General features: G+C 59.1%; 16 protein-coding genes. 10 read left to right on the forward strand and 6 right to left on the reverse strand.

The window, feature by feature from the left end; translation table 11 throughout:
- Window positions 1-516: 516 nt before the first annotated feature.
- A complete protein-coding gene (locus tag AB5287_RS00280; RefSeq protein ID WP_007055331.1) occupies window positions 517-1,560 on the forward strand; it encodes a LacI family DNA-binding transcriptional regulator in 1,044 nt (347 codons plus the stop codon).
- Window positions 1,561-1,600: 40 nt separating this feature from the next.
- Here the strand turns inward: AB5287_RS00280 and AB5287_RS00285 are convergent, their stop codons facing one another.
- Window positions 1,601-2,329, reverse strand: coding sequence for a hypothetical protein (locus AB5287_RS00285; RefSeq protein WP_060867792.1), 729 nt, complete (start codon window positions 2,327-2,329; stop codon window positions 1,601-1,603).
- A gap of 207 nt (window positions 2,330-2,536) precedes the next feature.
- Here AB5287_RS00285 and nusA point away from each other — a divergent pair, with 207 nt between their 5' ends.
- The 5 genes from nusA (at window position 2,537) to AB5287_RS00310 (ending at window position 9,812) form a co-directional block, all read left to right on the forward strand.
- Entirely contained in the window at window positions 2,537-3,604 is a 1,068-nt protein-coding gene (gene nusA / locus AB5287_RS00290) for a transcription termination factor NusA (protein ID WP_007053813.1), read from the forward strand.
- A gap of 269 nt (window positions 3,605-3,873) precedes the next feature.
- On the forward strand, window positions 3,874-6,801 hold the full coding sequence (gene infB / locus AB5287_RS00295) for a translation initiation factor IF-2 (RefSeq protein WP_347013260.1): 2,928 nt from the start codon (window positions 3,874-3,876) through the stop codon (window positions 6,799-6,801).
- A gap of 150 nt (window positions 6,802-6,951) precedes the next feature.
- Complete coding sequence (rbfA, locus tag AB5287_RS00300) at window positions 6,952-7,425, forward strand: 30S ribosome-binding factor RbfA (protein WP_007052308.1); 474 nt, start codon at window positions 6,952-6,954, stop codon at window positions 7,423-7,425.
- A 1-nt stretch (window position 7,426) separates the two neighbouring features.
- Window positions 7,427-8,590 (forward strand): tRNA pseudouridine(55) synthase TruB, encoded by a 1,164-nt coding sequence (locus AB5287_RS00305; protein ID WP_368220325.1) that lies wholly within the window; start codon window positions 7,427-7,429, stop codon window positions 8,588-8,590.
- A gap of 97 nt (window positions 8,591-8,687) precedes the next feature.
- The gene (locus AB5287_RS00310; protein WP_368220327.1) at window positions 8,688-9,812 is read left to right on the forward strand and encodes a riboflavin kinase; all 1,125 of its coding nucleotides are present in this window, start codon (window positions 8,688-8,690) and stop codon (window positions 9,810-9,812) included.
- Between the two features lie 14 nt (window positions 9,813-9,826).
- Here the strand turns inward: AB5287_RS00310 and AB5287_RS00315 are convergent, their stop codons facing one another.
- Window positions 9,827-11,365: a DNA repair protein RadA gene (locus tag AB5287_RS00315; protein ID WP_007055359.1), complete on the reverse strand. Its 1,539-nt coding sequence runs from the start codon at window positions 11,363-11,365 to the stop codon at window positions 9,827-9,829.
- A 127-nt stretch (window positions 11,366-11,492) separates the two neighbouring features.
- Between AB5287_RS00315 and AB5287_RS00320 the strand changes: the two genes are divergently transcribed.
- Both AB5287_RS00320 and AB5287_RS00325 read left to right on the forward strand, forming a co-directional pair.
- Window positions 11,493-12,125 carry a hypothetical protein gene (locus AB5287_RS00320; protein ID WP_007052313.1) on the forward strand — a complete coding sequence of 211 codons (633 nt, stop codon included), beginning with the start codon at window positions 11,493-11,495 and terminating at the stop codon, window positions 12,123-12,125.
- A 191-nt stretch (window positions 12,126-12,316) separates the two neighbouring features.
- Complete coding sequence (locus tag AB5287_RS00325) at window positions 12,317-12,406, forward strand: AURKAIP1/COX24 domain-containing protein (RefSeq protein WP_004268639.1); 90 nt, start codon at window positions 12,317-12,319, stop codon at window positions 12,404-12,406.
- Between the two features lie 152 nt (window positions 12,407-12,558).
- Here the strand turns inward: AB5287_RS00325 and rpiA are convergent, their stop codons facing one another.
- A complete protein-coding gene (gene rpiA / locus AB5287_RS00330; RefSeq protein ID WP_007052314.1) occupies window positions 12,559-13,257 on the reverse strand; it encodes a ribose-5-phosphate isomerase RpiA in 699 nt (232 codons plus the stop codon).
- 130 nt (window positions 13,258-13,387) lie between these two features.
- Window positions 13,388-14,224, reverse strand: coding sequence for a ribonuclease H (locus tag AB5287_RS00335; protein ID WP_242667617.1), 837 nt, complete (start codon window positions 14,222-14,224; stop codon window positions 13,388-13,390).
- 375 nt (window positions 14,225-14,599) lie between these two features.
- Between AB5287_RS00335 and AB5287_RS00340 the strand changes: the two genes are divergently transcribed.
- Window positions 14,600-14,752, forward strand: a complete 153-nt coding sequence (locus AB5287_RS00340) for a hypothetical protein (RefSeq protein WP_007056739.1) — start codon at window positions 14,600-14,602, stop codon at window positions 14,750-14,752.
- A 158-nt stretch (window positions 14,753-14,910) separates the two neighbouring features.
- Here AB5287_RS00340 and AB5287_RS00345 read toward each other — a convergent pair whose 3' ends face one another.
- Both AB5287_RS00345 and AB5287_RS00350 read right to left on the reverse strand, forming a co-directional pair.
- On the reverse strand, window positions 14,911-16,536 hold the full coding sequence (locus AB5287_RS00345; RefSeq protein ID WP_368220329.1) for an FAD-dependent oxidoreductase: 1,626 nt from the start codon (window positions 16,534-16,536) through the stop codon (window positions 14,911-14,913).
- Between the two features lie 133 nt (window positions 16,537-16,669).
- Window positions 16,670-17,092 (reverse strand): Rrf2 family transcriptional regulator, encoded by a 423-nt coding sequence (locus AB5287_RS00350; protein WP_227248251.1) that lies wholly within the window; start codon window positions 17,090-17,092, stop codon window positions 16,670-16,672.
- Between the two features lie 230 nt (window positions 17,093-17,322).
- Between AB5287_RS00350 and AB5287_RS00355 the strand changes: the two genes are divergently transcribed.
- Window positions 17,323-18,420, forward strand: coding sequence for a hypothetical protein (locus tag AB5287_RS00355; RefSeq protein ID WP_053496328.1), 1,098 nt, complete (start codon window positions 17,323-17,325; stop codon window positions 18,418-18,420).
- Window positions 18,421-18,883: the final 463 nt, after the last annotated feature.

Below are 18,883 nucleotides of genomic sequence, written 5' to 3' on the forward strand. Positions count from 1 at the left end.
GCATGACAGGGCGCAGTCTCTTATGGTTGCTGTGCCCTGTACAACCACCAAGCAATACCCAAACAATCATCAACATGCCCGGATTGCAGAAAGAGAGGTTCGGATTCGCCACTAATGTAATGTGGCATACCAGTCAGAGGAAGACAATGCCGTCATTCACATCGACTGGAACAATTCGATACCCAACAAAGGAATAAGGAGAAAAGACGGGTATGTAAAAAGCTAGGTTGAAAGCCGGTGGTCAGAAAGTCCCTTGTTCGGATGGCGTGCGTGCGTTTCTTCAACCAGAAAGTTTAACCTCTACGTTCGATCGTCCTGCAGCATTGTCAGAAGGATATTTGCCTAATGGTGCATGGGGCCCAACGGAGGAAAGCTCCTTGGCTGAATTCTGAGGTTGAGGGGTAGATGATTCCGATATGAGGAGGAGATGCTCGACCCGACTGTGACTTACCATAATAAGAACATAATGACGCTGTTGAAGGTGTGTCATGTAATAAGCAGAAATGGATTCGAACAATGGGAAACCGCGTAACTATCAAGGACGTGGCGCGTGAGGCGAACGTCTCCATCAAGACGGTTTCCAATGTGCTGAATGACACTGGCAGTATGAGACCGGATACACGTCGCCGTGTGGAAGAGGTGATGCACAAGCTTGGATATACCGTCAATATTTCGGCGCGTGCAATGCGATCTGGCGGCACAAAGCTTATTGGACTCAACATCTTCGATTTCTCGCAGCCGTTCGTTCCTTTTTTCACTGACAAGGTCATTGAATACGCAAAAGAACGCCATTACGGTGTAGTCATCAACACATATGGTTCCGACGGTGAAGGGTTGGTTGCCAGCGTTGACGAGTCCTATCGTTTAGGGGCGGAAGGATGGATTCTGTTCGTAATGTCGCCGCTCGCGGATGAAGGGGCCGTTCTGGAGCAGCCATATCCGATTGTAACGACCGGAGACCATCTGGCCTACGGGAAAAGCGATTGGATCACCATGCCCAACATTGAATCCATCTCCACGGTTGTAGGAAGATTTTTGGATGAAGGTGCCCAAACGGTTGCTCTGATGGGTGTTCTTCCTGAACTGGTGGATGAGGCAGTGCTGCGTCGTCAGACGGAAGGGACCCAGGCGTTACGCGCCCAAGGATATGTGAAGGCATTTGAAGAGCGCGGATTATCGGTGAATTGGCGGTATGTGATTCCGGCAGAAAGCATGAATCAGCGTGAAGGTATGCGCGTGACAAAAGCTATGCTAGACAAGCTCCCATGCCCGGATGTTGTAGTGTGTCTCAATGATGCCATTGCTTTAGGCGCAATTCATGAATTGCAACGACGTGGTTTGCGTGTACCTGACGATGTACAAGTGGTCGGCTTCGATAACGTGCCGGAAGCCGAGTACTCGGTGCCGGCGCTGACCACCATCGATCCTCATATCGATGATTATGCCAAGCATGCCGTTGACATGCTTATCGACCGCATCGAAGGATACTCAGGCCCGGCCCGTACGTACACCACCGATTTCACATTGGTGGAACGTGCCTCAACTCGACTTGCCCACTAGCATCCAACAAGTTCGCATCGGCTTCGTGAGGAGTGTGTGTCTACTCGAACAATGCGGCGTCAGTCGCTGGGTAGCCAAGTTGGAACGCGGTGTAGGCGTGCTTGGCGGCCAGTGCGGCGAGGATGAGCAGCGTATCGCTCTCGGTGGAAGATTTCGATTCGGTCACGGCCTTGATCTGCGCGCGGGCGCAGTCCATTTCGATGGCGGCGGCGGTCGGTACGGTTTGGCCGCTTGCCTTGTCGGCGATGGTGGTGGGGTTGGCCAGTAGTTGGTCGATGGCATAGACCTTTTGGCGGGGGTCGTTTTGGCCGGAAGAACTGGATTGTGCGCCGGAATCATCAAAATTGCCGTTCGCCAGCGCAACCAACTGCTGCCCGGCGGTCTTATGTATATCGCTCAACGCCAACGTAGCCCCAGCGGTCTGTCCTCGTGCGGCCAAGACCTCGATAGCGAATCCGGCGCGATCCTCGGCCACGGCCATCGCATCCAATACCGATCGATCAACGTTGGCGGACGTGACGCCATCAAGACGCGCCGGCGTCACCTCAGGCGCGGACTGCCCGAATTTATCGGCCAGAAAAGCCAGCCATTGCTTGGTCTGCGCGTCACGTAACGTTCCCTCGGCAAAACGACCCGAACAATACCCGGCAACGTCAATCCAAGCCAGGGGAGCGGCCAGACCGGTGGCATACTGCTCTAATAACGGCGTGCCTTCAGCCGGATGGGTGGCGTAGCCCGCCAACGTCATCGCTTTCTCGCAAGGGGTCATTTGAGCTTCTGCCTCGGCCCGTCCGGCCAGTCGCGGCATCGAACACGCCGAAAGCGAACACAGCATCGCGCTCGCGCATAGTACGGATGCCAAGCGCCGGGTAAACCGTCCTGAAGAGAAGCGTGTCTGCATGGAAACATACACTAATAGCTAACTGTGACTACTCATAGGCCATGCGCCACATAACTTCATAGGAGGTACGGATCGATGGAACTGGACCTGACAGGAATACACAAGCTCGCCGCCGAGCAAGGAATCGACCCCGAAACCCTGGATGATGCGCTGGCAGAGGCCCTGCGCCTCGCCTACCTCAAGACCCCGCACGCCGCCAAGCACGCGCGCGTGGAGCTTGACGAACGTTCCGGCAACTTCACCGTGTGGGCCGCCGACGAAATTCCGGTCGAACCCACCGAAGACAACCCTTACCCCGTTCCCAAGCTGGGCGAGGAATACGATGACACCCCGCGTGACTTCGGCCGTCTCGCCGCAGCCACCGCACGCCAGGTCATCACCCAGCTGTTCCGCCGCGCCGAAGATGAGAAGGTATTCGGTGCGTTCTCCGGCCAGAAGGGCAAGCTCATCACCGGCATCATCCAGCAGGATGCTTCCGACCCCTCCAACGTGCATGTCGCGATGGGCGATGTCGAAGCCATTCTGCCTCGCCGTGAGCAGGTGCCCGGCGAACGTTACCGCCACGGCGAACGCATCCGCGTGTACGTGGTGAACGTGGCCCGTGGCATCAAGGGCCCGGAAATCGTGGTGTCCCGCTCCCACCCGGAGCTGGTCCGCAAGCTGTTCGAGCGCGAAGTGCCGGAACTGGTCTCCGGTGCCGTGTCCATCATGGCCATCGCTCGTGAGGCCGGCGCCCGCACCAAGATCGCGGTCAAGGCCAACACCGATGGCGTGAACCCGAAGGGCGCGCTGATCGGCCCCGGCGGCGCTCGCGTGCGTGCCGTTATGGAGAACCTTGGCCCGGAGAAGATCGACATCGTCGACTACTCCGACGATCCGGCCAAGTTCGTGGCAGCCGCGCTGTCCCCGGCTGTGGCCACCGGCGTGCAGGTGATCAGCGAGAAGAACAAGACCGCCATCGCCTTCATCCACGACGACCAGCTATCCCTGGCCATCGGCAAGGAAGGCCAGAACGCACGACTGGCAGCCAAGCTGACCGGCTGGAAGATCGGCATCGAATCCGCCGAGGCCCATGCCAAGAAGGTCGCCGCTGAAAAGGCCGCCCAGGCTGCGGCCGAGGCTGCTGCTCCGGAAGCCGAATAGGCCGCCGGGCTCGAAGGCGAATGATCTTCAGGGCGCATTATTTCCTGATACGAGCCGCGTCAGCAATGGCGCGGCTCGCTGCGTCTACGCTATCCAGCGCTATGAGTATGCTTGATTGGCGTATGTGGGCTGGCGCAGTGTGCGCGAAATCGCCCACACCAGAGACGAGGTAACACGATCATGGTCGCACGATGAGACAGGGTAGGCTTGCCGTCATCACCAACTGACCACGCCCATGCACGCGCGTGGTCACAGAATAGGAGTAATTAGTGGCGAAACCACGCGTATACGAACTGGCTAAGGTTTTGAATGTCGATAGCAAAACCGTGCTTGAGAAGCTTAAGGACATGGGAGAATTCGTCAAGTCCGCTTCTTCTACGATTGAACCGCCGGTAGCCCGGCGTCTGAAGGCAGAGTTCGCCAAGGACAACGCCAAGGGCGATTCCAAGCCCGTGCAGCAGCGCCGCCCGGCCGCACCTTCGGCCCCGGCTTCCACTTCATCTTCCGCACCGACTCCGGCCGCTCCCGCACGTCAGGCATCGCCTGCCTCGGCACATCAGCAGGCTCCGACTCCGGGTGCACCGACACCGCGTCCGCAGGGCGGCGCACGCCCCGGCATGCCGACCCCCGGCCGCCACGGTCAGAACGACAACCGTGAGAATGGTCGCGATAATCGCGAAGGCCGTGAGAACGGTCGTCAGAGTCGCCCGAACGATCGCCGTAACAACGATCGTCGTAACAACCAGGGCCGTCCGAACAATGGCCAGCCGGGGCAGCATCAGAACAACCGCGACAATGCTTCGGCTCCGCGCCCGCACGCTCAGGGCGGCGCCGGTGCCAATGGCGGCAATGCCGCTTCAAACGCGATTCCGCGCCCGCACGCTCAGGGCCCGCGCCCGGGCAACAACCCGTTCTCCCGCAAGCAGGGTATGCACACCCCGACGCCGGGTGATATTCCGCGTCCGCATCCGATGGCTCGTCCGACTGCTGATAACGGTCGTGGCGGTCGTCCGGGCCGTCCCGGCCAAGGCCAGGGGCAGGGCCGCGGCTTCCGTGGCGGTCGTCCGGGCCAAGGTGGTCAGGGCGGTCCGCGTCCCGGCCAGTGGGGCCACAACCGTCCGGGTCAGGGCGGCGGCTCCCAGGGTGCCGGTCAGGGCGGCGCACGCGGCGGCTTCCGTGGGGGCCAAGGCGGCGGCAATAACTTCCAGGGTGGCGGTGCACCGAGCAACGGTCCCGCACGTGGCGGCGGTCGCGGCGGTCGCGGCGGTGCCGCAGGCGCATTCGGACGTCAGGGCGGCAAGTCCTCAAAGGCCCGTAAGAACCGTCTGGCAAAGCGCCATGAGTATGAGGAGCTGAAAGCACCGACCATCGGCGGCGTTCGCATCCCCAACGGCAACGGCCAGACCATCCGTCTGCGTCAGGGCGCGTCCCTGGCCGATTTGGCGGAGAAGATCAACGTCAACCAGGCCGCGCTGGTCACCGTGCTCTTCCACCTGGGTCAGATGGCTACCGCCACCCAGTCCTTGGATGAGGAGACCTTCCAGATTCTGGGCGAAGAGATCGGCTGGAACATCCAGCTCGTCTCCGCAGAAGAGGAAGACAAGGAACTGCTCCAGCAGTTCGACATCAACCTTGACGAGGAAGAACTGCAGGATGACGAGGATCTCAAGCCTCGCCCGCCGGTCGTTACCGTCATGGGCCACGTCGACCACGGTAAGACACGACTGCTGGATACCATCCGCAAGACCAACGTCATCGCACGTGAGGCCGGCGGCATTACCCAGCGCATCGGTGCCTACCAGGTCACCGTGAACCTTGAAGGCGAACCGCGCAAGATCACCTTCCTCGATACCCCTGGCCACGAGGCGTTCACCGCCATGCGTGCCCGTGGTGCCGAGCTCACTGACGTCGCGATCCTCGTGGTCGCCGCCGACGATGGTGTGATGCCCCAGACCGTTGAGGCCATCAACCACGCTCAGGCCGCCAAGGTGCCGATCGTCGTGGCCGTCAACAAGATCGATGTGCCCGGTGCCAACCCGGAGAAGGTCCGCGGCCAGCTCACCGAGTTCGGCTTGGTCCCTGAAGAGTATGGTGGCGACACCATGTTCGTCGACATCTCCGCCAAGCAGAACCTGCACGTCGACAAGCTGCTCGAAGCCGTGCTGCTCACGGCTGACGCTGAGCTGGACCTCCGCGCCAACCCCGACATGGACGCCCGTGGTGCCACCGTCGAAGCCCGACTCGACAAGGGTCGTGGTGCCGTGGCCACTGTGCTGGTTCAGCAGGGTACGCTCCACGTGGGCGATGCCATCGTGGCCGGCACTTCGTACGGCCGCGTGCGTGCCATGCTCGACGAGAACGGTCAGCCGATGGAAGCGGCCGGTCCGTCCACACCTGTTCAGGTGCTGGGCTTGACCTCCGTGCCCACCGCCGGTGACCTCTTCCTGGTCGCCTCCGATGATCGTGCCGCTCGCCAGATTGCCGAGAAGCGTCAGGCCACCGAGCGTGCCGCCCAGCTGGCCAAGCGTCGCAAGGTCGTCTCCCTCGAGGACTTCAAGAAGAAGTTCGCCGAGTCCGAGATCGACATGCTCAATATTGTCATCAAGGGCGATTCGTCCGGTTCTGTCGAGGCGCTCGAGGATTCCTTGATGAAGATCGAGGTATCCGACGAGGTCGGCATCCAGGTCATCCACCGCGGCGTCGGTGCGATCACCCAGAATGATGTCAACCTGGCCACGGTCGACAAGGCCGTTATCATCGGTTTCAACGTGCGTCCGAACCGTCAGGTCGCGGACCTCGCCGAGCGCGAGGGCGTGGAGATCAAGTACTACTCGGTCATCTACCGTGCGATCGAAGACATCGAGGCATCCCTCAAGGGCATGCTCAAGCCGGAATACGAAGAGGTCGTCACCTCTCACTCCGAGATCCGCGAGATCTTCCGCTCCTCCAAGTTCGGCAACATCGCCGGCGTTATGGTGCAGGACGGCGAGGTCAAGCGTGGTACGAAGTGCCGTATCCTGCGCAACGGCGTGGCCACGGTCAACGACCTCGAGATCTCCTCGCTGCGTCGCTTCAAGGACGACGTTCAGTCCGTCAAGGAAGGCTACGAGGCTGGTATCAACCTCGGCACCTTCAACGACATTGAACTCGGCGACATCATCGAGACCTTCGAGATGCGGGAAGTCGAGCGCAAGTAGTCATTGTTAAGCCCCCTCTGACGAGGGGGCTGTCAGCCGCAGACTGACTGGGGGAGAGACATGGTAGTTCCATGATTTTCTCTCCCCCAGCCTCACTGCGTTCGGCAGCCCCTCGTCAAAGGGGGCTCAAGTCTAGAAAAGGAAATTCCTATGGCAGGAACCAACCCGCGCGCCGCACGTATTGCGGCCTTGATTCAGCGTGTCGTCGCCTCCTCCATTGAGCGCGAACTGCATGACAAGCGACTCGCCAGCATCACCGTCACCGAAGTCCGTGTGACCAACGATTTGCAAATCGCCAAGGTCTACTGGACCCAGCTCGGCCACGAAGGCCATGAGGAAGGCGAACGCAAGCGCGCCCAGCAGGCCCTCGATCAGGCCAAGGGCCACCTGCGTTCTCTGGTGGGCCACAAGGCTGGCCTGCGTCTGACTCCGCAGCTCCAATTCGTGTTCGATGAAGTGCCCGGCGAGGCTCACGAGATCGAAGACATTCTCGCCGTGGCCAAGAAGCGTGACGAAGAACTCGCCCGTGCTCGCGCCACCGCCCAGTACGCCGGCGACGCCGATCCGTACAAGCATGACGACGAGCCCAGCGACGACTTCGAAGACGACTCTGACGAGGAGTAGTGTGCTTCATACAACACCCAGCGGTCTGCTCATCATCGACAAGCCGCAAGGCGTGACCAGCTTCGACGCCGTCGCCGCCGTGCGCGGCGCGTTGCACATCAAGAAGGTCGGTCACGCCGGCACCCTTGACCCCATGGCCACTGGCACGCTGGTCATCGCCTTCGGCCACGCCACACGACTGCTCAACGCCATCGTGGCGCATGACAAAACCTACGAGGCCACCATACGCCTCGGCCTGCGCACCACTACCGACGATGCCGAAGGCGAGGCGCTCGTCGATGGTGAAGCCCGTTCCCGCTGGCAAACGCTATCAGCGCAGCTGACTGAGGGTGGCCAGAGCGGCGAACCAACGGCGTTACCAACTGCCTCATGGCAAGACCTGCTCACACGCACCATCGCCACCAATTTCACCGGCGATATCGAACAAGTCCCCAATACGTTCTCCGCCATCAAAATCAACGGCCAGCGTGCCTACGACTTGGCTCGCGAAGGCAAGGATGTGGAACTCAAACCCCGCCCGGTCACCATCAGCGAATTCACCGTGCTGGATATCCGCAGCGGATTCGTAGCAGGGGAGCAGGCCGCTGAACCATTGCGGGAAGACGCGAACACGGGAGCGATTCCCGCACTTGATGTTGACGTGCGGATCAGCTGTTCATCGGGCACCTATATCCGCGCGCTCGCCCGCGATCTCGGCAAAGAACTTGGCGTCGGCGGATACCTGACCCGTTTGCGCCGTACGCGAGTCGGCCGATTCGCGTTGCCGGACGATGCCAGCGGACTTATCGCTCCTGAGGCGATGCTTGACACGCGAACCCATACCGTCACCGCACATACCGATCAGAAGACGTTCACTAATCGGGAAGGGCAAACCGTCACGCGCAACAAGTGCGTATTGGACACTCCTGAAGGTCTTGCCGGTGACGAGCGCCGCAACTGGCTGCTTGACCATGCCCTTACCATGGAACAGGCCGCTCGAGGTGCGATGCCGGCGCTTGACATCACTCCTGAGGAGGCCAGCGAATTACGCTTCGGCCGCCGTATTGAGCGTACAATCAGCGAGCCCACTGCCGCCATTGTGCCGCAAACGCATGATGTGGCGGCGATTATCGAGCGTGCCAACGCTCATCAGGCCAAGCCGGTCACCGTATTCCCCCTCGCGTAAAGTAGACGCGGTGAAAAGTGCAGCTTGATACAGGCCGCGCACAACAACGCCTATATTGCATGAATAACATCGCACGGATAAAAGGAACAGCACACTGATGGATATCACGCACCTGACCCCTGACGCCGAAGGTTCGATTGAATGGCCCTCGTTCAGTAACGACAAGAAGGCCGTGGTGACATTGGGCGCATTTGATGGCATGCACTTGGGACATCAGGCGGTGATCAAGCGTGTGGTGGAACTCGCGCACCAGCATGATGCTTTTTCCGTGGTGATTCTGTTTGACCCGCGCCCCGCATTCGTGCACGGCTGGGTCATCTCGCACCATGGCGAAGAACCCGCGGTGCAGAACGTGGATGCCGAAGCCTTGACCAGTGTGGATGATCGACTGCACCGCATGGAACAGTTCGGCGTGGACCACGTGCTGGTGGTGCACTACACGCTGGCCTTCGCAGCTATGTCATACATTTTCTTCCTTGGCCGACTCACCGGCAAGCTGGGTATGCGCACGTTGGTCCTTGGGCAGGATGCCGCCATGGGCAAGGGTCGAGAAGGTGATGTGAAGCATATCGCCAATCTTGCCGCCGCCACCGGTGTATTCGAACTTGATGTGGTCGATGACCGTGGCCCGGGTGAAGTGCGTATTCCGCGCGATTTCAAGCCGGAAGCCCCGAGCGAATGGGGAGAGCCCGTCAATCCGCTGGCCAATGCCACCAAAGCCGAGCGCCGCGCATGGAGCAAGAAGAACCAGGCCAAGGCAATGCGCGCATGGAGCTCCACCAATGTGCGCTACCTGCTGGCTCATGGCCGAATCCAGGACGCCAACGCCATTCTGGGTGCTCCGCACTCCATCGAGGGCGAAGTGGTGCATGGTGAGGAGCGTGGCCGCACCATCGGATTCCCCACCGCCAATCTTGGCTCCGACATTGCAGGCTACATTCCGGTCGACGGCGTCTATGCCGGTTGGCTGGTAGATGGTGAAAACCGTTGGCCCGCCGCCATCTCCATTGGCACCAAACCCACCTTCAGTGAAAAAACCGGCCTTAATGAGCGTGTGGTGGAGGCCTACTGCATCACTGAAGAATGGATCGACCTGTACGACCACAAGGTTCGCGTCGAATTCGTCGGCTTCCTGCGCCCGCAGGTCAAGTTTGATGGCCCCGACCAACTCGTCGACGAACTCAAGTGCAACGTCGAGGAGACCAAGCGTCTTACCGCCTGAGGCATATCTCAGGGCTATTTACGCACTCCCAAGGCGTCTAATGCGTCGGACAATGTGTTGGACTCCACCAGCTGAAGTCCCTCGACATGCACCGGCTTGCGCAGTGGCGGAATGACCGCCGTGGTGAAGCCGAGGCGTGCGGCCTCGCGAAGGCGATATTCCATACGCGGTACCGGGCGCACCTGACCGGTCAGGGAAATCTCACCAATGGCGCACGTGGCTCGCGCAATGGGTTTTGACGTGGCGGCGCTCGCCAGTGCCGCCACTATCGCCAAGTCGGAACCGGGCTCCTTGGCCTGGCCCCCGGCAATAGTGGAGATATACAGGTCGTTGGACAGCAGGTTGAGCTTGCTGTGACGGTAGAGCACCGCGACCAGCATGGCGATACGGCTGGGGTCCACGCCATTGACCGCACGACGGGGTGTGGGCAGCACCGACGTGGTGACCAGAGCCTGTACTTCGATAGGCAGACTGCGATGCCCATCCAATGTGAACGTCACGCAGGTGCCTTCCACGGGTGCCGCGTTGGCCGCATCAGGGCCGTCTCCAGACAGGAACAATCCGGCGGGATCGGTGACCTCTTCGATGCCTTCACCGCTCATGTCGAAACAGCCGACTTCATCGGTCGGGCCAAAACGATTCTTCACCGCTCGCAGCATTCTCAGCGCAGTCTCGCTGTCGCCTTCGAATTGGCAGACCACATCGACCAGATGCTCCAATGTGCGCGGGCCTGCAATCGAACCATCCTTGGTCACATGACCAACCAGAAATACTGGAATGTCAAGTGTCTTAGCGGTATCTATCAGCGCGCTTGCCACTTCGCGCACCTGAGTCGAACCGCCGGAAATGCCATCGACCTCCTGCGAGACGATGGTCTGCGCCGAATCCACAATGGCCAAGGCCGGCTTGTTCTGTTCGATCAGCCCCAATACTGTGGACAGGTCGGTGGTGGAGGCCAGTAACAAGTTCGGCTCCACCGCATTGATGCGGGAAGCGCGCAAACGAACCTGCGCCTGTGATTCCTCGCCGGAAATGTACAGCACGGTGTTGGCGTGTGTTGATGATGCGTTGCCCCGCATCGGCACCGTGTTCGATGCGTTGCCCTGCGCCCGGCCCGACTGTTGGGCAGACCGCTGACCTGCCCCTCGGAACGTACTGTCTCCCGCCACAACGCGCGCGATATTGCCGGCCGTCTGCAACAGCAATGTCGACTTGCCGATACCCGGTTCGCCCGCTATCAGCGTTACTGAACCCGGCACCACGCCACCGCCGAGCACACGGTCGAATTCGGAAAACCCGGTACCGAGCCGCTCGACGCTTTCCGTGCCCACTTCGGTAATCGGACGGGCTGCAGATCTGGCGTTGTTGGCAACCGTAACCGACTGCGTGCGTGATGTTCGGCCGGGAGCGGCCGTGCGAGAGCCTGCCGCCGGCCGAGCCTCGTGAAATTCCTCGACCGTGCCCCACTGACCACACTCGGGGCAACGGCCGTACCACTTCGGCCCGTTCCAACCGCATTCGGAACATACATACTGCACACTTGATTTCGCCATGGTCTCACCCTAACCCAAACACCAGCGGACGGTAAATTTTTACCGTTCACAAGAGTTTCACGCGGCTTGCGCACAACGACTAAAATTACGGCCGCCTAGCGTCACGCGGCTGTGAGAGAATCGGGGCATGACTAATAGTGAGAACTCCTCGACCACGCAATCCCATGGCAAGTTGATTGCAGTGGTGGTTGCCGCAGCTGTTGTGATTATCCTGGCAGTGCTTTCGGCCTTTGTGTGGCCGGGTTGGGCCATCCAGAAGAATGATGGCACCTCCACTACCACCCAAAACAGCCAGCAGAAAACCGAATCATCCGAGCCGACCAAGCCGACCATCGACGCCACAGCTTTGCCGGATGATGCCAGTGAGCTGTTGAAGGCCATGCCGGGCAGCGTGCTGAATTACGCGCGTACCAAGGCGGATGCCTCCACGACGTGGAATTCCGCGTCGCCGCTCGAGGAGTACACTCTGACCTACTCCACTGGTGATGCCGCCAAGGATGTCACGCTGGTCGCCGCGCAGTGGTCGTCGGCGGACAATGCCAAGACCCAGTACGATGCGTTGGTCGCTGCGCAGACCGGCGATGAGTCGGCATCCGGCAACGTCAAGGTTTCCGGCAACGTCACGGGCGCGTACGTGGTGAAGGCCGATGCCTCCAACAGCAAGAACGCCGTTGCCATCTGGCAGAACGATACCGTGGTCTTCCAAGCTACCGGCACCAAGGAAGCGGTCGATCGCTTCTACCAGAAGTTCCCGATGTAGCATCTAGTGTCGGCTGTCAGCTACTGCACAAACTTATGAACGTTGGGGCATCCACATTGCTGATGTGGATGCCCCAACTGCGTTCAGGGCATATGCGGACTATCGGCAACATACTGGTTCCCTCTGTCTGGCAACACGTGTATTATGGTGCGAGTTGCAACTTTTACGATTAATCGAAATGGAGGCTTCAGATGGGTTCTGTCATCAAGAAGCGCCGCAAGCGGATGAGCAAGAAGAAGCACCGCAAACTGCTGCGTAAGACCCGCCACCAGCGTAAGTAGTCTTACCTGCAATCAAGGCATTAGAAACCCCGTGATCGTTATGGTCGCGGGGTTTCTCTTTTGCTTGGCTCTTTGCCTTGTTCGGGCAACAGTAAAGCCCGCACCTGCGATGTGCAGATGCGGGCTTGGAAAAGCTTAGTGATGTGAGACGATCACTTGTTGGCGTTGGTCATCACGCGCGGGCCGTTCGGGTCGCCGACGATGACCTTGTCGACCATGTTGAGGAACAGGCCGTGCTCCACCACGCCGACCGTGTTGATGAGGTCTTCGGCCAGCTCCTGCGGGTGATCGATGCGCTCCAGGTGCAGGTCCACCACGAAGTTGTTCTCGTCGGTGCGCACTTCCTTGCCGTCGGCGTCAAGACGAAGCACCGGCTTGTAGCCGCGGGCCTCGAACTTCTTGATGACTTGGCCGGCACCGAACGGAATGACCTCGACCGGCAGCGGGAACTTGCCGATGGTGTCCACAACCTTGGACTCGTCCACGATCCACACGATCTGGTTGGAGTTGGTGGCCACGATCTTCTCCCACAGCAGAGCAGCGCCGCCGCCCTTGATGCCGTTGAAGTTCTTGTCGACTTCGTCGGCGCCGTCAATGGTCACGTCGATGTGGTCCACGTCGTCGATGTCCACGATCTTGATGCCGTAGCTCTCGGCCTGGGCCTGCGTGCGGCGAGACGTGGTCACGCCAGTGAACTCAAGACCTTCCTCCTGATGACGGCGGCCGAGCTCGTCCACCAGGAACTTCACGGTCGAACCAGTGCCGAGGCCTGCGATCATGCCGTTTTCAACGAGCTTGGCGGCTTCGATGCCGGCCGCCTTCTTCAGCGCATCCTGCTGTGCCTTATCCATGGTTTCTCCTTTGCCATCCTTGCCTCCGCCGCATGGATCAACGGCGTGAAGCCTTATCTCCTATCCTAACGCGAATGAGCGATTTTGTGTCATCGTGTCCGATTGCGGTACATATTCGTGTGTTTGGGTGTCAGTGTCGTACGAATGGTGCGTTGGTGATGGTCAGGTTGCCGTCGCCGTCCACATAGCCTTCGATTTCGATGCTGCCTTTGATCGGCATCGGCTGCCCGTTGAAATACGGGCTCGTTTTCGGCGCGGGGGAGAAGGTCAGCGTACCGGATACCGTCAGCCCGCTGGGCTTTGCGGGGGATACGGGTTGCGTTGATTGTACAGGTTGCGTTGATTGTGCCGCTAAGGGTGACGAAGACTTGGTCTCCGGCCTTGCGGCATCCGTCTGATCCGTCGCCGCAGCCGGCTTGCGCAAACTTGCCGCATCCGCTTTGCCGTCCAATACCAATTGCACGTCTGGAGGCACATCGGTGCCATGTGCGTATTCGGAGCCCAGCAGCGACTGCCAGCCTTCAATCGGTAGATAGCCGTCGCGCGCACCCGAACGGCAATCGCCCGCATAGGTGCGTGCCAGTTCATCGACCAGCTCATTGCCTTCGTTGCCGGCGTGACCTTTGACCCATCGGAAATCCACCGGGCCAGGGCGTTGCGAGATTTCACGGTCGATCGCCTGAATAAGCTCTTTGTTCTTCACGGGTTTTTTCTGTGAATTTTTCCAGCCATTCTTCTTCCAGCCTTTGACCCACTTGGTCGAGCAATTGATGGCGTACTGCGAATCCGATTCGATGAGCAATGGCTCAGGGCCCGGATGCGCTCGCAAAGCTTCCAACACTGCGCACAGTTCGCCAATCTGGTTGGTGCCGTTGGTCGCGCCGCCGGCGTCGTAGCCGTGGTCGTCGTGCTTATGGCCAGGCTTGCCGCCGGTGTTCTGCTCATGATCGGCCCAGGCCCAGCCCATTGGCCCGTTTGGATTCCCTAATGCGGAACCGTCTGTGGATACTGTGATAGTCATGTTCTCCACCCTAACGCAAGCTGTGCAATCTCTTGCTGAAGTGGGGTTGCCCAGTGCGAGGCAAAACAACGTAGTGAAGAGTGTGAATAACATCACACCTATTGACTTTGCTTGAAAAACATGCCATCGCGCGTGAATAGGTGAGCGCTCACAAGAAAAACAAGACATTTCCTCTCTGCGGGTGAGGCCGGCAACAATGGCGCATCCGGTATCTGGAATGAGAATAAGGGACTGTACAAAACCAGTGACGGCAACATCGAAATCCTCAAACCAGAGGCGGACAGCGATGGTTCGACCTCCACGGCCGCATCCAAGGGCACCATGCTTATCGCAGGCAACTCCAAAACCGTGGCACTCGGTCCAGGCGGCATGGCCTTGGCTCCCGGCCTGCCGCTCGGTCTTGGCTGGTTCATCCGACGCCGCTTAGGATTGGATGCCTCCGACATTCTGGACCGTAAGCTCGGCTTGAAGTAACGGTTGGTTCGGACGTGATTGCTGTCACGTACGGATCATGACGACAGCGCGAAGGTCCTCATCGGTTTACGTCGATGAGGACCTTCGCGCGCATTAGGGGAGTCTGTTGCGGGCTGCGCTACGCGGGTCATGCTGCGCGGGCGTGCTATGCGAACAAACTACGCGAGCAAGTCGTTCAGTGCCTCGGCAATCGTCGGATGCGTGAACACCATATCACGCAACGTGCTGGCCGGCGCGTCAAGATCCATCGCCAACTTGACGATATTGATTACCTCGTGCGACTCGGCGGAAAGCAGCATCGCACCCAGAATGCGGCCAGTATTGCGTTCCACAATCGCCTTCATCAGACCATCCGGTCGCCGCATTACCTGGGCCTTCGGCACAGCGGCCACCGGCAATCGCTTGACCACATAATCCAATCCAGCCGCCTTCGCCTCGCGCTCATTCAATCCCACGCGCGAGTAAGGCGTGGCGAGGAATGTGCTCGACGGCACATGCTTGCGGTCCTTCACCGTGTACGGATGGTCGGAACCATTGAGCTGCGACCACACCACGCGATAGTCATCCAGCGAAATGTACGTGTGCTGCGGGCCGCCGTTCACATCGCCCAGAGCCCAAATGTCGGCTGCTGTGGTGCGCAGAAGCTCGTCGACTTTCACAGCACCGCGTTCGGTGAGCTCCACGCCAGCTGCCTCAAGATGCAGTCCCTCAACGTTCGGCGTACGTCCGGTGGCCACCAGTACCGCGTCGGTGGTCAGGCAGAATCGGGCTTCAGCCGGTTCGGCGAACCGCGGCTCGCCATCGTCTGATGGTTTCGTTTGAACGTGTGACATCGTGGCGTGATCGGTCGGGTTGCTAGTAGGGCTGGTGGTTGTTGCAGTGTCGGCGGCGTCGGCGGCACCGGTGATATCGGTATGAGCGTTCCCGGTGCCGGCGGGGGTGGAATCGCAAGCTTGCGATGCGCCGCGAGTCATACCCTTCACCGCAACGGACAACCTGACGCCGCCGTCAGCAGCGGGCGCGATGGCCTTGGTATCCGCGTTGAACAGGAACTTGACGCCCTGCGCTTCCAACTGTGCGCGAATCGCGGCCGCCACATCCGCATCCTCGCGCGGCAGGAACTCGGCATTGTGCTGCAGCACGGTAACCGCCGTGCCGAAATCGGCAAACATCGAGGCAAACTCAAGTCCAATGAATCCTGAACCGATAATCACCAGTCGCTGCGGCATATCGTCGAGATCCATCAGTCCAGTGCTGGTGTAGACGCCGGGCGTAGTGCTGATACCGGGAATATCCGGAATGCGCGGCGTGGCACCGGTATTGATGAAGATCTTGCTGGCGGTCACGGCGACCGGGCCCTCAGCGGTGGCGATTTCCACGCTATGAGGGCCGGTGAAGTGAGCGCGGCCGGTGATTACGGTGATGTTGTCTTGGTCGGCGAGCTTGTGATAGTTCTTGTCGCGCAGCATCGAAGTGACGCGGCGCTTCTCCTTGATAGCAGCCTCGAACGCTGCTTCGCGGGTTTCGGGAGTACTGTTCGCGCCATCCCGCCGCGCCTGTTCGGCGGACAAAATCAGTGACTTGGACGGCAAGCATCCGATATTGATGCAGGTGCCGCCGTACATGTTGGCGCTTGCCTCGGCGATGACGACCTTGCGGCCGGCTGCACTGAGCTTGGCGGCCAAGGTTTTGCCGCCCTTGCCGAATCCGATGATCAGGGCGTCGGCGGTGATAGTGGGGGAGGTGCTGGGTGTGCTGATGGCATTGGGTGTGCTGATGGACATGGTTACTTCCTTACGTATTCGAGTGATAAGAGTGCGTTGTGCTGATGTGTTGTGTGCCGTGCGGCGTCTGTTTTCTTCTTTGACTGCCGAAGCGTTATCGACTGATGCTGGCTAGGGGAAACGCGCGGGATTATTAGCCTTTGCGCTCGCTGAATATCTGTTCGGTGATGTCGTGGATGGTGGTGTGTTCGAGTTGTTCGAGGCAAGTGCGGTTGAGCCCGGCATAGATGTCATCCATCACTGCGCCCATTGAAGATGACACCAGACAGTCCTCGTGTACGTCGCCCGGTGTCCAGTTCACTTTCACAAAAGTGGTGCCGGTGGCTTCCGCTACCGCGCGCAAAGTGATTTCGGCGGCGGGCCGGGCCAGAGCGTACCCGCCTTCGGTACCTTCTTTAGTGGCGATGAGTCCGGCTGAGGCGAGCGGTCGCATTACTTTGCGCACGCGCGCCGCATTGGTACATATGTTCTCGGCCAGGATCTGACTGGGCAGGTGTGTGGCGCGATGGTCAAGGTAGACCAATGCGTGCACTGCCAGTGAATGGTCGCCGTTCATGAAACGACCTCCTTACCGAGTCGATACTGTAACTATGATGTGTACAGTTATGATACTGTAATCATATCAGATACAGTTAGTGTGTCAAATCGGGGTTGAAGAGGTGGGTGACTATGTGTATAAGTGAGGTGTCCACATGGTTATCCACAATGAATGTGCGTAAGTGAAGCTAGGACCACATACCTCGGATCGGCTTCCGTTTCCGCACCCACTACCCATATGGTGGTGTCATGAACAGGATGACCGACGGCATCACCAACTATGGAGCTCTGCCAGGCTCTATATACGATCAGCCTCCGGAAGAATCGGAGGCAGTTTTTGTTCCGCACGAATTTGCGGGGTCATTTTCTACTGACTCGAAATACCCGACTTCTCGCGACTCGTCATCGCCGAACAGTGGTGCACATGATTCTGCAGCGACACCGACCATGAGCGAAAGCCTCGCCCAGCGCAAACGCGACATGGTCGCACGCTGCACTGAGGAAGCGAAACGGGCGGGCAAGAAGCTGCTTTTCGGCATGACCACTTCCCTCGCTCTGCAATCCGTACCGATTCCCGCCGATTGCGACCTCGACTCGGCCAAGCTGCACACTGTATCCAGCGTTAAGAGCAAGCGGTTTCGTACACGCCATGCACCACTGCAAACGCATATTTGGAAACATGCGGCTAAAGCCGCCAATGTGGAAATGAACCAACACGTGTTTGCGCTGGACCTGTTTCACGTATGGGCTCAACTTGCCCCGTATGTTTCTTTTGAGTCTCTGATTGTGCTCGGGGATGCCGTCATTACTGCTACGAGCAAACAGCCAGTATTGGCTAAGGATCGTGATGCTGCTGCAATCTATCAGGATCTGGTGAAGTTCGTGGAGCAATTTACCCGATTCAGAGGGCGCCCGTCCTGCGTTCGAGCATTGCCTCTGATATCACCTGGTGCTGATTCGCCCAAAGAATCAGAAGAACGACTCTCTCTGGTGGCGCATGGGATTCCACAGCCGGTTGCGAACTATGTGGTGCCGGACGCGGCTTTTGCATCTGGAGCTCCCATAACGTTGGACTTAGCGTGGCCAGAGTTCAAGGTCGCTGTTGAATATGATGGCGATCATCATCGTACGAGTAAGACTCAATGGCGCCGTGACCAAGAGAAAAGGGGCATGCTGGTCGGGCGGAGATGGCTGGTCTTCATCGCCACGGCGGCAAGTATCGCTAACGAGGATACTCGTGCTGAATTCGCTTTCAACGTGGCGAGGGCGCTTGCTTCGCGCGGTGCCGTATTCGAGTTTCATGTAGTTGCCATGTCTCTTGAAGAGTTGGCGCAGAGCCTGCTGTGACCATGATGTTCGAAACGGACTGATGTAAAGGCAATATTTGTACGACCTGTTGTTGTGGTGTGTGCTTGATATTGCATGCCGTTCGATTGCGATGCCTCGTAGTGATGGATTTCGTGAATGACTAGTGTTCGATTGTGGAGGGAAATGTGTCATAGTGGTCGATTGGGGGTGTTGTCGGTGCATTGAGCGTGGATTTGCGCCAATGGGTGTGGGACGCTACGCGTGTTTTGCCGATTTTTGCGTGGCGTCCCACGGCCCCTCGGGTAATGGCTGTGACGGGTGTGGCAGGAATGGCGTCTTTCCGGGGTTTCCAGTTTGAGTGTGTGGGATGGGGAAAATGTAAAACGATTGACTTAGCTGTTGTCCCACGCTTTTGTGGGATGGCAACTCTGGAATGGGCAAATTCGTCGTGGCGTCCCACAACGATGTTAAAACTCGACCATGATGCAAGCCGACCGAACGC

The sequence above is a fragment of the Bifidobacterium sp. RTP21102st3_E2_RTP21102_210122 genome (assembly GCF_040916945.1).
In the GTDB taxonomy this organism is placed as follows: domain Bacteria; phylum Actinomycetota; class Actinomycetes; order Actinomycetales; family Bifidobacteriaceae; genus Bifidobacterium; species Bifidobacterium longum.